The organism is Chryseobacterium sp. (assembly GCF_022712095.1).
Classification (GTDB): domain Bacteria; phylum Bacteroidota; class Bacteroidia; order Flavobacteriales; family Weeksellaceae; genus Chryseobacterium.
In genome coordinates, this window is sequence record NZ_JALAHD010000287.1 from 1 (window position 1) to 14,808 (window position 14,808).

A 14,808-nucleotide genomic window follows, 5' to 3' on the forward strand; every position below is an offset into this window, starting at 1 on the left:
ACTGTAGGGAAAACTATGAATCTGAATATCTCTGAAATAATTTTGATTAATGTTTTTTTCATAGATGTCAAGAGTGATAATCGCACAGTTCTTTTTTTCCAATTTCTTGGAAATTATTATCTCGCGGGTTAAGAGACTTGTGATCTGACTATGAACAAAAAAAACATGTTTCATTACTTATTCTCAATTTCTATCCCGTTTTGATAGACTTTTCCTTTCATAAATACGGATGTATAGGGACTATCATTGAGTCCTAACACTTTAAATTTAACATAATTCCTGTAAAAAATGAGGTATCTGTATTGATTTTCAGGACCATCATCATTGGTAGCCACAAAGTAAGTAACCGCATATTCACCATCTATCAATTCTAGGTCAGGGAAGGAAAGCTTAATATGATTTCTTCCTTCATTAACAAAATTTTTGTGAAATTTATTAGTAAAGTGTATGGCGACACTTTTTAAATCTTTATCTGTAATTTGTATACCTGCATAAAAGTTCTTTACAGTAGAATCATTAATTACAGCATCAAATTCCAAGCTAAACTCTTTACCATATTGAGCTATTACTATTGAATCTTGAGTATCCATCCCATTGACTTTGAAATTTTCAAAATCCCCTGCGATATTAGTTTCAATATATGAGGTTTCACTATCGAATTTGTCAAAATACATTTCAATGCCTTTATGGGTGTCATCTCCAAAGTAAAGATTTTGCCCATGATCCATGTACATTACTTTATTGCATACCCTTGCAACATTCGGCATGGAGTGGCTTACAAAAAGTACAGCACAGTTTTTCATAAGTTCCATCATCTTATTGAATGATTTGATTCTGAATCCTGCATCTCCTACAGCCAGAACTTCGTCAAGAATAAGAATATCAGGTTCCATATGGGCCGCTACAGAAAACCCCAGTCTTACTTTCATACCAGAACTATAATACTGTACCGGTGTATCTATAAATTCTTCTAATTCTGAAAAAGCAATAATTTCATCCAGCCTTTTATCTGTTTCTGTCTTAGAAATCCCTAAAACAGAAGCGTTATTATAAATGTTTTCTCTTCCGGTAAGAATGGGATTAAATCCAGCTCCCAGTTCAATGAGGGCATTCACTCTTCCACGCATTTCAACTCTTCCTCTATCAGGAAGAATCAAGCCGTTAAGAACCTTAAGAAGTGTGCTCTTTCCTGCACCATTATGCCCCAGAAGACCGAGACACTCACCTCTTTTTAATTCAAAACTAATATTGTCTACTGCCCAAAATTCGGCATCTCTAAGGTTTCTTTCTTTTGAATTTCCAATAACCCCTGTTATTAAATCCTGAACCCCATATAATAAACTTTTATTGAGTTGTTTACAGAATTTTTTGGAAACACCATCAACAATTACTAAACTTTCTGACATTTTTTCTTAAAATAAAGAGTTATTACATTCTTTCAATTATAACAGGTATAGCTATCCTATAAAATAACCATCCTATGCAAAATAAGAGTAAGGAGACTATAAGAATAATTAGAAGATAAAAAGGATTATCCAAATATTCTCCTGTAAGAAGATTTCTGCAGGAGTTGATCAGTGGAGTCATTGGATTCAATTCTATTATTCGGGCTAATTTACCCGTTCCTCCTCCTTTGTATACTACAGGTGAAAGATACATGGCAAAGGAAGCTACCAATGGAATTCCTCGTCCTATATCTTTGTAAAGCATTCCAATAGGAGTAAGAAGTAGTCCTATAGAATATCCGAAAAAGAGCATTAATAATAAAATAAAAGGAAACAGGAATACTCCCGAGTCTACTTTTATTCCATAGAAAAGTAAAATAGCCGCAATAAGAGCAACTTTAATAACAGTATTAAAAATTATCTTATAAAAGCCCGAAAGAAGTATAGATTCTTTTGGGAAGTTTACTTTTGCCAATATTTCTTTTGTACTTTGAGTTTGCTGTAGGGGCATGGTGAGACTTTCTACGAAAGAAGACCAAAGCATAGTCCCTAAAAATACAAAAACGGGATAGGGAATATTGGTTCCCTCTATTTTAACAGCTCCTGAAGAACTCAGAAATATCCAAGTCACAGTAGTTGCTAGGGGAGTGAAAAAAGCCCAAAGAATTCCGAATATAGACTGCCTGTATTCTGCTTTTTTATCTCGTATGAATAGACGATAAGCCAGATCCCTTGAAATAAAAAGATCAGAAAACATTTCTCTGATAAGAGAGAAAAAGCCTTTGTTTCTATTACTGGGTTCATAAATTTTTATATTGTCATTCATTGTGTTTTAAATTTTTTGCAAAGATACATGTAATTTTCTATTTAATTAGAGGAAGCATTTTGTTGAAAATAAACTCATGCCCCAATTTATTAAGATGATGATGATCGGACATAATATGGTTCTGAGGAATTTCTTCCAAGTCGATAAAGTCATATGATTTTATCACTTTATTATATCTGTTTATTTTATCGATAACTCCCGGAACTAATATTTCATAATCTTTGGAAGCCGGAAGTATTGTTAAAAAAAAGGTAGGACAATTAAAAGACCTTTTAATATCTAAAAGGTTTTGTGAAAATTGTTTTTCATTTACATAACTTATCTGTCGGCGGTTCCGAACTTTGGGGGTATTCATTTTTTTTAGAATTTTCTTGCCAATCACTGGGAGTCTGGTTAGAAAATCTACTTCAAATCTGGTTGCGAACCTGGGAGCACAATCTACGATTCCTACCTGGACAAATACAATATCAGGATTGAATAATTTATGATAATAAGCCTGCTTCAGTAAATCAGTCGAAGTTGCCCCTCCAATAGATATCTGATCTATCTGAAGCCCTTCTTTTTTTAAGAGCTCGGGCCACGTTTCTTCGAACAAAGTCAGTTCAGGAATATCGCGGGCGAGGGCGAGTGAATCTGAAATGACCAGAACTTTATTTATCATACAATTAAACTTTTGAAAACTTTTTTTCTGATCAGGTTTTTGTTTCCTGTATGAACAGATGTCTTATGGACTTCATTTGGAAATAATACTAAAAAAGTTCCCGGTTCTAAAAGAATAATATGCTCTTTTGGTCCTTCAAATAATTCATAATCAGGTTCATATTCTTTTGTAGATGTCATGTTTTTGATATCTGAAATATGCACAAATTCTTTTCCTTCCAGTACTACATGAATATCCAGATATTTTCGATGAGCTTCCCATATAGCATCCTCCTCATTTTTTGTTTCATATTCCAATCCTATTACGAATTGATTATCTGAATCAATATCTGATCTCCCAGGAATAAAATTATGGGTATCTAAATTTTTAAGAATGAAGTCAAAATCAAAATTATATTTTTTGATATTCTCTAATTTATCATATATCATTATTGTAAATCTTATTTTTTAAATCAATTATTCTGTCATGATTTTCTATGAAAAAACTATTAATTCTGTTGATAGTTTCATCATCGAGACTAGCCTGTACCCTCATACTATTTAATTGTAATAATTCGGGATTTTCATCCAGAATTTCTAATGCTGAATGTAGTGATGGTGTACTTTTGCAAGGAAAATTATTAAATATTTTAGACATTAAATGAAAGTCCTCAGGATAATCATTTGTTAATCTAAGCTGAGGTCTTGTAAAAAAACTATCTGCCTCGATTTTCTGAATATTAAAAATCTCAGGTCTATTAAATAAAGGGCCCCAAATCTCAGTGTCGACTTCCTGTTTGATCTCACATATCGTTTTTAAAGCTTTCACATTTAAGGCGTAAACAGCACATCCTATTGGTAATCCTTCAATAGTGATGAAATCAGGTTTTTCCCTTTTTACTTTATCTATTATCTGATTAGCATATTCTATAGAGTAAAGAGGATTTTCGCCTGTGATACATATAACATAATCATAGTTAAAAAAAATAGCAGCATCCAATAATCTTTTTAAGACATCTTCTTCTGAACCTAAGTAATAAAAGATATCATTGTTTTTGGCCACATCCACAAGAGGTTTATCCTGTGGGTTTGTAGAAGTACATAGTACAATTTCATCAGCACCATACAGATGTTTACTTCGGTTTATTACATGTTCTATAATACTGTATCCGTTTAGATCCCGTAATAGCTTAAAGGGAAGTCTTGAAGATTTTAATCTTGCAGTGATAAGTAAGCCGATTCTCATATTATTTTTTTATAAAAAATTGTCCGAAATCATCTTTTTTAAATTCATAAGAGATATTGCCAAAGCTTAATATTTCATCTTGAGCTATATCTTCTTTAGCGATATTGTCAATGACTTTATGGAGGTCTTTTTGTAATAAGGGAGATGAAACCTCTGTACGCTTAAATGCTATTTTATCCAGAGTTATTTTTTCTCCTTTTTTTATAGGAAGTCTTGCTACCATAGCTTTTTTCATTGGGCCGGTATTTCCATATTTTTTTTCGGCATCTGAGAGTTCATAATTATTAACTCCATTTACCTTTGAAATATCCTGTGCAAGACTAATAATTCCCTTCATCTGTTCTACAGAAACAGCAGCCTGTGCGTCTGTTCTTTTTTCACCAGGTACATTGGTAACATGTTTTTCTATTATATTAAAGCCCGATACGATGGGCAGTACACTTATAATTTCATTTCGGGTATCAGTCGGATCTGTATGATCAGCATATCCCAATGGCAGCCCAAAAGCTTCTTTAAGTAATAACATTCTTTTCAGATTGATGTCCGAATAATTGGTAGGATAGTTCTGGAATCCATGCATAAGAAGGATATCAGTTTTGTTATTATCTTTTAAAAAGTTTACAGCATATTGAACTTCATCAAATGTAGAACCGCCTACTCCTATAATAATTGTTTTTTTAAAGTTTAATGCTTCATTTAAAAGAAAAATATCATTTAACCCTGTAGAGTGAATTTCAATAGCCGAAATAGGGAACTTATCCTGGATACTGTTTACCCACTTCATACTTTCTATATCATTACAAAGCAGAATAATCTCTTTTCCGGAATTAACTGTTTTTTCCAAAATTTCCTGCCATTTATCCTGCGGAATAGATATTTTACGCAATACTTCCAAAGCAGGATGGTTAGCAACCATATAATCATTAAGATCAAATAGTAAATGAAATTTTATTGCGTTGGCATTTATATCTTTAAATGATTCAATCAGGCTTTCCAGAAATTCAATATTGCCTTCATGATGAAAGGCTGTCTCCAATATAAAATAAGGATTCTGTGTATTATTTATTGTATCATTCATAATTTCAGATGTTTAATGTCATTTTGTGCTTTTTTAAAATCTTCGTGTTTTCCAATATCAAGCCAATATCCGTTAATAGGATAGGTTATGATTTTATTATCCAACTCAATTACCTTATCCATTAAATCTGTTGTGTCAAATGCTTTATTGTGGGGTATAAGGTTTAATAATTTTTTATTAATAATATATATCCCTGCATTGGAAAAATAAGTGTATCTCGGTTTTTCTTTTAGCGATTTTACCTTTTGAAAATCATCAGTTTCCAGTACTGCATATGGGACATCTACATGATAACTTGTAGCAGCGACGGCCATATCTGCCCCAGATTCTTTATAGGTTTTAAAGAAGTCAGCAAAATCTATATTGGTTAATAAATCACTGTTCATTACAATGATATCTTCATTCTCAAATTCTTTGGCAAGTAAAACAGACCCAATGGTACCTAAAGGAATATCCTCACGGATATAGTTTATGTGAATGTTTTTGTCTTCACCATCCTTAAAGTATTCTACCAGCTGATCACCCAGATAGTTAATGCTTAAATGGATGTTTTTTATACCTACATTGATCAAACGATCAATATTATATTCAATAATAGGTTTATCACCAACCTTAAGGAGAGGCTTTGGGGTATTTTCAGTGAGAGGTCTTAGTCTTTTACCTTCACCACCAGCCATTAAAACGGCATCTGCGGGGATAATAGTTGCCTTTGTCCTGAAGTTCAGTATATCAATTATTTTTCCTGCCTTATCAAGAATAGGAATGATTTTGAGATTGTTTTTTTTGAAACTTTCCAGTTTATTAGGATCATATTCATTTTCATAAATAAATTTTGGATGAGATTGAATAAATTCTAAAATTGAATCTTCAAACCCCAGGCCTTTAATAAATCCTCTTCTCAGATCTCCGTCAGTGAGGGAACCAATAAGTTTTAATTCTTCGTCAGCCACGAATAAGATAGCATCTGAAGCCAGTTTGTCTAAACTGATCAGCGCCTCTCTTACGGACTGGTTTTGGCGAATAATGTGTTTTTGTATGCTATCCATTTAAATTATAAAAATGTTTTATAAAATCCGGATTTATTTTTTTGAGTATTTCAATAATTTTTCCGGCAGTATTTCCTGTACCATAAGGATTTTTAACCTTATCTAATTTACTGATAAATTCTGGATCCTTTACTTTTTCAAAAGCATTTACTATTTCTTCTTTGTTTACCTCTACATTGATCACCGTATCAGCCTGAGTTCTTCCATTTTGACGCTGACCAATATTTATGGTAGGTATTTTCAGAGAAGGTGCTTCAATAATACCACTGGAGCTATTTCCGACAATGGCATTGGAGTGTTGCAGTACCGATAAAAACCTCAAAGTACCCAAAGATGAAAAAGCTTTGGATTTGTGTGGGTTTTTGGCAATATATTCATCTATTAAAGAATTGATTATCCTGCCATTGGTATCCGCATTAGCTTTGGTAAAAATAAAAAAGCTGTCTTCTTGTTCATCAATAGCTTCTAATAATGTATTAAATTGTACTTCAGGAGAAGTTTTGTCTAAAGTTGCAGGATGGAATGTGATCTGATAATTGTATTTTTTGAATTGTATATTTAATTCTGATTCCAATTCTTCTTTTGTGAGCAGCTTTAAATTTACAATATTGTCTAATCCAATAGCTCCTACATTGTATACATTTTCAGGGTTTTCACCCATTTGAATTATTCTGTTTTTATATTCTTCTGTAGAAGTAAAATGATAATGAGACATTTTTGTGATGGCATGTCTTATGGCATCATCATAAGCCCCTGTAGTAATTTCACCTCCGTGTATGTGTGCTATGGGAATTTTGAATATAAGGGAGGAAGAGGCCAGGGAAAGCATTTCGTAGCGGTCACCTAAGATAATTAGTAAATCAGGACTGATTCTTTTTAAAGCATCAGCAAAGCCAATCATTGCAAGACCCATTGATTTTACAATACTCTCACTGGTGTCGGAAGAAAGTAACATTTCCACTTTTTCATCTATTGTAAATCCGTCTTTTTCGATTTGGCTATAGGTAAGACCGAATTCAGGAGAAAGATGAGCACCCGTTACTAGAATTTTAAGATCAAAAAATGGATCGGAAACCATTTTTTCAATTAATGGTTTCAGTAAGCCATATTCTGCTCTGGTTCCTGTCGCTATACAAACTTTCATTATAATTCTATTAATTGATCTTCTTCAAAATCTTTAATGGCTGTTTTGCCTATAACTTCATCCCATTTCATAGGAGAAACTCCATTGCCAGGACGCTTTACAGTAATATTTTCTTCTGAAAAAATATCTCCGGTTTTAATATCTTTTTTTGCAACAATGCTTTTTCTTGCAATTGCAATATTTTTTTGTTCAGAAGGCGATGGTTTTTTGATTCCGTCACCAGAAATAGCTTCTTCAATATTTCTGATAGCAGAGACCATTGTTTTTAGTTCATGAGGCTCTAAAGAGGCTGCATGATCAGGACCTTCCATATTTCGGTCTAAAGTAAAATGTTTTTCAATAACTTTGGCTCCAAGAGCAGTGGCCGCAATAGGAACTTCTATTCCTAGTGTATGATCAGAATAACCAATGGTTGTATTAAATTCTTTTTGAATCTGGAGCATTGCTTTTAGATTCACATCTTGCATCGGAGTAGGATATTCTGTAGTACAATGCAATACTGTGATTTTTTCCAGGCTAATACCATTTTGAGTAAAAATATGTATTGCATCTTTTATTTCATTCATTTCTGCCATTCCGGTAGATATGATAACTTCATTAAAAAGCTTTGCCGCTTTTCTTAGATAAGGAAGGTTTGTAATCTCACCTGAAGGAATTTTTACTAACTTAAGTCCTATTTCTTTCAGATAATCTAACGAATCCAGATCAAAAGCTGTAGAAAAGAAATTGATGTTTTTCTTTTTGCAATATTCGATTAAAAGTTCATGCTGCTCATGGGATAGTTCTAAATTTTTTAACATCTCCAGTTGAGACTCATCAGCCTTACCAGTATTTTCAATTTGATAATCAGCTTTTTTGGCTTTTTTTGATACCAAATTTTCGGCTTTAAAGGTTTGGAATTTAACATAATCTACTCCCGCGTCTACGGCTGCGTCTATCAATCGGAAGGCATTATCTATATTTCCATTATGATTCACCCCCGCCTCTGCTATGATCAAGCAATTTTTCATTTATTTTTCAATTTTTTTGCAGGGTTTCCCACATAAGTTCCTTCATTAAATATATCTTGAAGTACGAGACTTCCTGTTCCTATGATAATTTTATCAGTGATTTTTACCTGGCTTGAAATACAAGAATTACTTCCTAAAAAGCATTCATTTCCTACTTTAGCATCTCCGTTTACAATAGCATGAGTTGAAATATGAGTATGGCTTCCTATTTCAGCATCATGCTCTATCAGAGCTCCTGAATTGATGATACAGTTTTTTCCTACTTTAGCTCCTGCATTGATAATGACACCGTGCATGACAACACTTCCTTTTTCTATTTCAGCATATTGAGATACTATTGCTTTATTGGAAATAATATAAGGCTGCTTAGCTCCGATTTTTTCTAAAATATCAAAAATTTTTTTTCTTTTGTCAACAGATTTGATCTGACCTAACGTGATAAGAAATGAAAAGCCCTCTCTATGAAACTTCTCTATTTCATTATCATTACCAATTATTTTATATCCTAAAATTTTTTGTCCAAAAAGCTCCGGCAGATCGAGTATACCATGAATGCTATAGAGGTTTGAAGACTCAATAACATCAATACACGATTTGCAGTGACCACCACCGCCTATTAAAATAATTTTTTCTTTTTTCATTAAGGTCTGAAGCTGCTAGGTAAATTTACAATTCTTTCTGATAACCATATACTGTTTTCCAAACCGTCATTCTGACAGTTTTCAAACATAGGTAAAGAATTCATAAGATCCCAAATCGGGCGTGTCATTACTCCGGCATTATTAGTTTCTGTAAGAAAAAGATCTCTTTCCTGCTCGTTTCCTAAAATGACGGCATTAAGCCAGTAATTTGCTTTAGCTCCAACTATTTCCTCTACAAATTCTATTTCGGAATTCTTAAAGAAACCTTTATATAATTCTGCAAGCTCTCTTTTGTTTTTTATAAAACGGTCTAATTGTTCCATCTGTGCACAAGCTAGTGCTGCATTGAGATTAGGCATTCTGTAATTGTAGCCTATCTCATCGTGACGAAACTTCCACGGATGTGGAATTTTAGCCTGTGTAGTAAGGTGTTTAGCTCTCTTGGCAATAGTTTCATCATCAGTGATTAATGCACCACCACCGCCGCATGTAATCGTTTTATTTCCATTAAAACTGAATGTTCCTATTTTTCCAAATCTACCAGTTTGCTGACCTTTATAGGTGCTTCCCAACGATTCAGCAGCATCTTCAATAAGAATGATATTCCATTCCTTACAGATTTCATCAATCTCATCAATTCTACAGGGGAGTCCGAATGTATGCATAGGGATACACGCTGATATTTTTCTTCCTGTAGTAAGATTGTAAGTATACCCGTCTGTTTCTTTTTTCGCATTCTTTTTCAGAAAACTTTGAAGAGCTTTCGGAGACATTCCCATGGTGTCTTTGTCTACATCAATGAAGACAGGCTGAGCTCCTATATAGGAAATAGCATTTGCCGTAGCAATGAAGGTCAGAGATTGTGATAGAATTTCATCATTACGTTCTACTCCACTAACCAGCATTGCCATATGCAGGGCATTGGTACCATTAACGATAGCTATTCCATATTTTGCCCCCGTATATTCTGCAATATCTTTTTCAAAACGATTGACAAATTCTCCTACTGAAGATACAAAGGTAGAGTCAATAGTTTCATTCAGATATTTTTTTTCATTTCCTCCAAAATAAGGTGCATGTAAAGGGATGAAATCTTCAGAATTAAAGGTTTTTCTAATAAAACCAATTAAAGAACCGTATTTTTCCATAGCCTTACATTTTAGAATCCAAATATTTACCTGTTTCTTTATGGTTGAAATTCGGGATCATATAGTTAAATAAATCCACAATTTCTTCTTTTTTCCAGTTTTTTGAGGCCCTCATTTTATTAATCTTCCCAGTGAAGATATTAAGCTTATCATCTTCTACGGTTAATTCATTTTTAATAATACCTAGGTTTTCAAAACGGACCATATCCAGAACCTCCTTATCAGTAAAGAATTCTTCGAAATCTTTTTCACCTGTAGTATCACTTTTAGTGAATAGGCAAGGCCATTTTTTCTGCTTGATTAATTCTGAAGTTTTACTTCTTGCCTCTTCTTCTGTTTCACAGAGGTAAGGCTCTAGCTGGAGCTGTTTTAGATATTTTTCTGCAATTTCTGCAAATGTAATCAGGTGAAGGTTTTCACTTAATTTAGGGAAAAAGATATCTCTGTTTTCTCCAAATATAGCTGACATTAAACAGAGTTCTCCCGATTCTTTTGGAATTACAAAATACCTTTTAATATCGTTTGGAGCTACAATGGGTTGCAGCTTTTGTATTCTTTGATTAAAACCGTGAAGTAAAGAGCCGTCAGAAAAAGCTACATTGGCAAACCTTGCCATAGAGATATTAAGATCTCTGCTTTTTCTCATTAAGAACATTTCCATAATTCTTTTAGATGCCCCCATCATATTAACGGGATTAGCAGCCTTATCCGTAGAGACACAGAAATATTTCTTGGTTCCATTTTCAATACATTGCTGAGCGGTCTTCTCGGTATTGAATATATTTACATCAATCATTCTCATTAATGTAAACGGATCCTTTTCACTCCTTACGTGTTTTAAAGCAGAAAGATTAAGAGTATAATCATACTGACCGTCCATTTTGATAAAAGCATCAAAAATATCTGATCCTATATCAAGGGCAAAAGTTCTGAAATCTCCGTCGGTGTATCCCAAAGAACTTCTGAGATCTCTTACGAGTTCCACCAGGTTGTTTTCACTAATATCTACAACATGTAGTTTTCGGGGATTTCTTTTAAATATTTCTTTTGTAACGGCCTGTCCGATCGAACCGGCTCCTCCGATAACCAGAAATGATGATTGTTTTATTATTTCCTGAAGTTCTTTTTCCTTATCTGAAATGTCGGTAAGGAATAACTCCTGGTTTCTGCCTATTAAACTCAGAATGTCCATTGAATGTGTTTTTACAGTTTAACTCATTATAAAGCCTTGAGGGATTTAGGCTTTAACCAGGTTTATTTGTTGACAAGCTTTCTTAGATATTCTCCATATCCGCTTTTTCCATATTTGGTAGCTGCTTCTAATAGTTTATCTTCATTAATGAATTTATTTCTGAATGCAACCTCTTCAATACAGCCGATTTTAAATCCCTGTCTTTTTTCAATTACACTTACAAACTCTGAAGCATCATGAAGGGAATCAAATGTTCCGGTATCCAGCCAGGCTGTTCCCCGGTCAAGAACTCCCACTTCCAGTTTTCCTCTATTGAGATAAACATTATTTACATCTGTAATTTCCAGTTCACCTCTTGCTGACGGTTGTATATTCTTAGCAATTTCCACTACTTCATTATCATAAAAATATAATCCCGGAACAGCATAATTAGATTTAGGTTTTGCAGGCTTCTCTTCAATGGATACAGCCTTGAAATCATCATTGAATTCCACAACACCATATCTCTCAGGATCTGAGACATGATAGGCAAAAACAACTCCTCCGGCCGGGTTGGTTTTATTTTTTAAAAGAGTCCCCATTTCTGAACCATAGAAGATGTTGTCTCCTAAAACAAGAGCTGCTGAGTCATCTCCAATAAACTTGTCTCCCAGAATAAATGCCTGGGCAAGTCCATCCGGACTGGGTTGTACTACATATTCTATGTTACAGCCTATCTGAGATCCGTCTCCAAGAAGCTTTATAAATCCTTCCTGATCATGGGGTGTCGTGATAATTAATACATCTCTAATCCCTGCTAAAAGCAAGGTTGAAAGAGGATAGTATATCATCGGTTTGTCGTACACCGGCATTAATTGTTTGCTTACTGCAATAGTAAGGGGATAAAGCCTGGTTCCGGAACCTCCTGCCAGAATAATACCTTTCATATGTGTTTTATGATTTAGTTATATTGTTTTTCGTAATATTTCTGATAATCTCCACTTGTTACGTGTTCAAGCCATTCCTGATTGTCAAGATACCAGTCAATAGTTTTTGATAAGCCCTGTTCAAAAGTTACAGATGGTTTCCATCCTAAATCTTTATTGAGTTTAGTGGCATCAATAGCATAACGCTTGTCATGCCCGGGTCTGTCTTTTACGAATGTAATTAGCTTTTCTGAATACCCTTCCTGTTTACCAAGCTTGGCATCCATCTGTTTGATTAATTCTTTTACAAGATCAATATTCTGCCACTCATTGAATCCGCCGATATTATAGGTTTCTCCTGTTTTTGCATCATTGAATATCTGATGAATTGCTCTTGCATGGTCAATAACAAAAAGCCAATCTCTTGTATATTTACCATCACCATAAATAGGTAAAGGTCTTTCATTAATAATATTTGAAATACACAGTGGGATCAGTTTCTCAGGAAAGTGATTAGGCCCATAGTTATTGGAACAGTTAGATACAATAAAAGGCATCCCATAGGTATTTCCATAAGCTCTTACCAAGTGGTCAGAAGCTGCTTTGGAAGCTGAGTATGGAGATTGGGGATCATAGGATGTCGTTTCCAAAAAGAAACCGGTTTCTCCTAAACTTCCATATACTTCATCAGTGGATACATGATAAAATAGATTTTTCCTTTTTTCATCAGGAAATCTACCATGAGTATGATCGGGATTTAATGTCCAGAATTCTTTACATAAATTAAGAAGATTAGCGGTTCCATTTACATTGGTATTGATGAAAGCCATTGGATCTGTAATACTTCTGTCTACATGACTTTCTGCTGCTAAGTGTACAACAGCATCCGGATTGTATTTTTCAAATACTTTTCTTAACTCTTCTGGTTTCGTAATGTCAGCTTTCTCAAAAACATAGTTAGGCTCATTTTCAATGTCCTTAAGGTTTTCGAGATTTCCTGCATAAGTCAGTGCATCCAGGTTAATAATTGTTGTATCAGGGTTGTTCTTTACAAACTCCCTTACAACGTGTGATCCTATAAATCCGGCTCCCCCGGTAATAATTATGTTTTTCATCTATTTATTTTGAAACAGTCTTCCTTCCTATACTTTTATAGTAGAATTGATTTTGTTCAGGGATTTCTAATGGATACATATTTCTTCCATCAAAAATAACTTTGTTCTTCATTTTCTTAGCCATCAATTCAAAATTTGGATTTTTGAATTCCGGCCATTCTGTAGCAATAAGCAGAGCATCAGCATTTTCTAATGCATCATACATTGTTTTTGCATATTCTATTTTATTTCCGATAACTTTCTGTACATTTTTTTCAGCTACAGTATCATAGGCTACAATTTTTGCGCCTTTTTGCAATAGGAGATTAATATTATCTAAAGAAGAAGCCTCACGGATATCATCCGTATTTGCTTTAAAGGCTAATCCCCACAAAGCAATCGTTTTTCCTTCAAGACTCCCTTCAAAATATTTTTCAATTTCTGAAACGAGAATAACTTTTTGAGCTGTATTTACCGTTTCAGTAGCTTCAAGAATCTGAAAGTCAAAATTTTCTTGTTTGCCTGATTTGATAAGAGCTTTTACATCTTTCGGAAAACAGCTTCCTCCATATCCGATTCCCGGGAATAGAAATCTATGACCAATTCTGTCATCACTTCCCATTCCTAACCTTACCTTATCAACATCTGCTCCTACTTTTTCACAGTAATTAGCAATTTCATTCATAAACGTAATTTTTACCGCAAGGAATGAATTGGCTGCATATTTGGTAAGCTCAGAGGATTTTTCATCCATGAAGATAATTGGGATTCCTGTATTGGTGAATGGCTGATAAATATTAGCCATTATTTCTTTTGCTTTTTCCGAACTTGCACCAACCACTACTCTTGAAGGGTTCATAGAATCTTCTACCGCAAAACCTTCGCGTAAAAATTCAGGATTGGATACTACATCGAAAGGAATATTTGTTTTAGAAGATATAGCCTCTTTTACTTTATCTGCAGTCCCCACAGGAACGGTACTTTTGTTAACGATGACTTTATAGTCTGTCATGAGGTTGCCGATGTCGTTCGCTACCTGTAATACATAAGATAAATCAGCAGATCCATCTTCTCCCGGAGGAGTTGGTAATGCTAAATAAACTACTTCGCTTTTATCCAAAGCTTCTTTTAAATCCGTTGTGAAAAATAATCTTTCAGACTGAATGTTTCTTAAGAACATCTCTTCAAGATTCGGCTCATATATGGGAACAACGCCGTTTTTCATGCCTTCTACTTTCTTTTCATCAATATCAACACAGTATACTGAATTACCAAGTTCTGCAAGGGTAGTTCCTGTTACAAGACCTACATACCCGGTTCCTACAATAGTTATATTCAAAATGTATGTTTTTAAATTTTAAGCAAAAATAATAAAAATACTTTCAATGTCTTCT

General features: G+C 33.9%; 15 protein-coding genes. All 15 read right to left on the bottom strand.

From position 1 onward, the window contains the following. Positions 1-173: 173 nt before the first annotated feature. Positions 174-1,406, bottom strand: coding sequence for an ABC transporter ATP-binding protein (locus Q0A18_RS14420; protein WP_292010859.1), 1,233 nt, complete (start codon positions 1,404-1,406; stop codon positions 174-176). A gap of 22 nt (positions 1,407-1,428) precedes the next feature. Continuing rightward, positions 1,429-2,271, bottom strand: coding sequence for an ABC transporter permease (locus Q0A18_RS14425; protein ID WP_292010860.1), 843 nt, complete (start codon positions 2,269-2,271; stop codon positions 1,429-1,431). A gap of 37 nt (positions 2,272-2,308) precedes the next feature. Then, positions 2,309-2,932 (bottom strand): SGNH/GDSL hydrolase family protein, encoded by a 624-nt coding sequence (locus Q0A18_RS14430; RefSeq protein ID WP_292010861.1) that lies wholly within the window; start codon positions 2,930-2,932, stop codon positions 2,309-2,311. Further along, a complete protein-coding gene (locus tag Q0A18_RS14435; protein WP_292010862.1) occupies positions 2,929-3,360 on the bottom strand; it encodes a YhcH/YjgK/YiaL family protein in 432 nt (143 codons plus the stop codon). Before Q0A18_RS14435 ends, Q0A18_RS14430 begins: the two co-directional genes overlap by 4 nt. Then, positions 3,350-4,156: a 3-deoxy-manno-octulosonate cytidylyltransferase gene (locus Q0A18_RS14440; RefSeq protein WP_292010863.1), complete on the bottom strand. Its 807-nt coding sequence runs from the start codon at positions 4,154-4,156 to the stop codon at positions 3,350-3,352. Before Q0A18_RS14440 ends, Q0A18_RS14435 begins: the two co-directional genes overlap by 11 nt. Before the next feature lies 1 nt (position 4,157). After that, a complete protein-coding gene (locus Q0A18_RS14445; RefSeq protein WP_292010864.1) occupies positions 4,158-5,234 on the bottom strand; it encodes an N-acetylneuraminate synthase family protein in 1,077 nt (358 codons plus the stop codon). Next, a complete protein-coding gene (locus Q0A18_RS14450) occupies positions 5,231-6,280 on the bottom strand; it encodes a nucleotidyltransferase family protein (RefSeq protein WP_292010865.1) in 1,050 nt (349 codons plus the stop codon). Before Q0A18_RS14450 ends, Q0A18_RS14445 begins: the two co-directional genes overlap by 4 nt. Beyond that, on the bottom strand, positions 6,273-7,424 hold the full coding sequence (neuC, locus tag Q0A18_RS14455) for a UDP-N-acetylglucosamine 2-epimerase (RefSeq protein ID WP_363315994.1): 1,152 nt from the start codon (positions 7,422-7,424) through the stop codon (positions 6,273-6,275). Before neuC ends, Q0A18_RS14450 begins: the two co-directional genes overlap by 8 nt. Next, complete coding sequence (gene neuB / locus Q0A18_RS14460; protein WP_292010866.1) at positions 7,424-8,434, bottom strand: N-acetylneuraminate synthase; 1,011 nt, start codon at positions 8,432-8,434, stop codon at positions 7,424-7,426. The genes neuC and neuB overlap by 1 nt, the downstream gene beginning before the upstream one ends. Next, positions 8,431-9,075 (bottom strand): acetyltransferase, encoded by a 645-nt coding sequence (locus Q0A18_RS14465; RefSeq protein ID WP_292010867.1) that lies wholly within the window; start codon positions 9,073-9,075, stop codon positions 8,431-8,433. Before Q0A18_RS14465 ends, neuB begins: the two co-directional genes overlap by 4 nt. Beyond that, entirely contained in the window at positions 9,075-10,223 is a 1,149-nt protein-coding gene (locus tag Q0A18_RS14470) for a LegC family aminotransferase (RefSeq protein WP_292010868.1), read from the bottom strand. The genes Q0A18_RS14465 and Q0A18_RS14470 overlap by 1 nt, the downstream gene beginning before the upstream one ends. Positions 10,224-10,227: 4 nt before the next feature. Next, positions 10,228-11,415, bottom strand: coding sequence for a UDP-N-acetylglucosamine 4,6-dehydratase (locus tag Q0A18_RS14475; protein WP_292010869.1), 1,188 nt, complete (start codon positions 11,413-11,415; stop codon positions 10,228-10,230). 62 nt (positions 11,416-11,477) lie between these two features. Continuing rightward, positions 11,478-12,341 carry a glucose-1-phosphate thymidylyltransferase RfbA gene (gene rfbA / locus Q0A18_RS14480; protein WP_292010870.1) on the bottom strand — a complete coding sequence of 288 codons (864 nt, stop codon included), beginning with the start codon at positions 12,339-12,341 and terminating at the stop codon, positions 11,478-11,480. Positions 12,342-12,355: 14 nt separating this feature from the next. Continuing rightward, complete coding sequence (rfbB, locus tag Q0A18_RS14485; protein ID WP_292010871.1) at positions 12,356-13,435, bottom strand: dTDP-glucose 4,6-dehydratase; 1,080 nt, start codon at positions 13,433-13,435, stop codon at positions 12,356-12,358. Positions 13,436-13,439: 4 nt separating this feature from the next. Continuing rightward, complete coding sequence (locus tag Q0A18_RS14490; RefSeq protein WP_292010872.1) at positions 13,440-14,753, bottom strand: UDP-glucose/GDP-mannose dehydrogenase family protein; 1,314 nt, start codon at positions 14,751-14,753, stop codon at positions 13,440-13,442. Positions 14,754-14,808 lie beyond the last annotated feature (55 nt).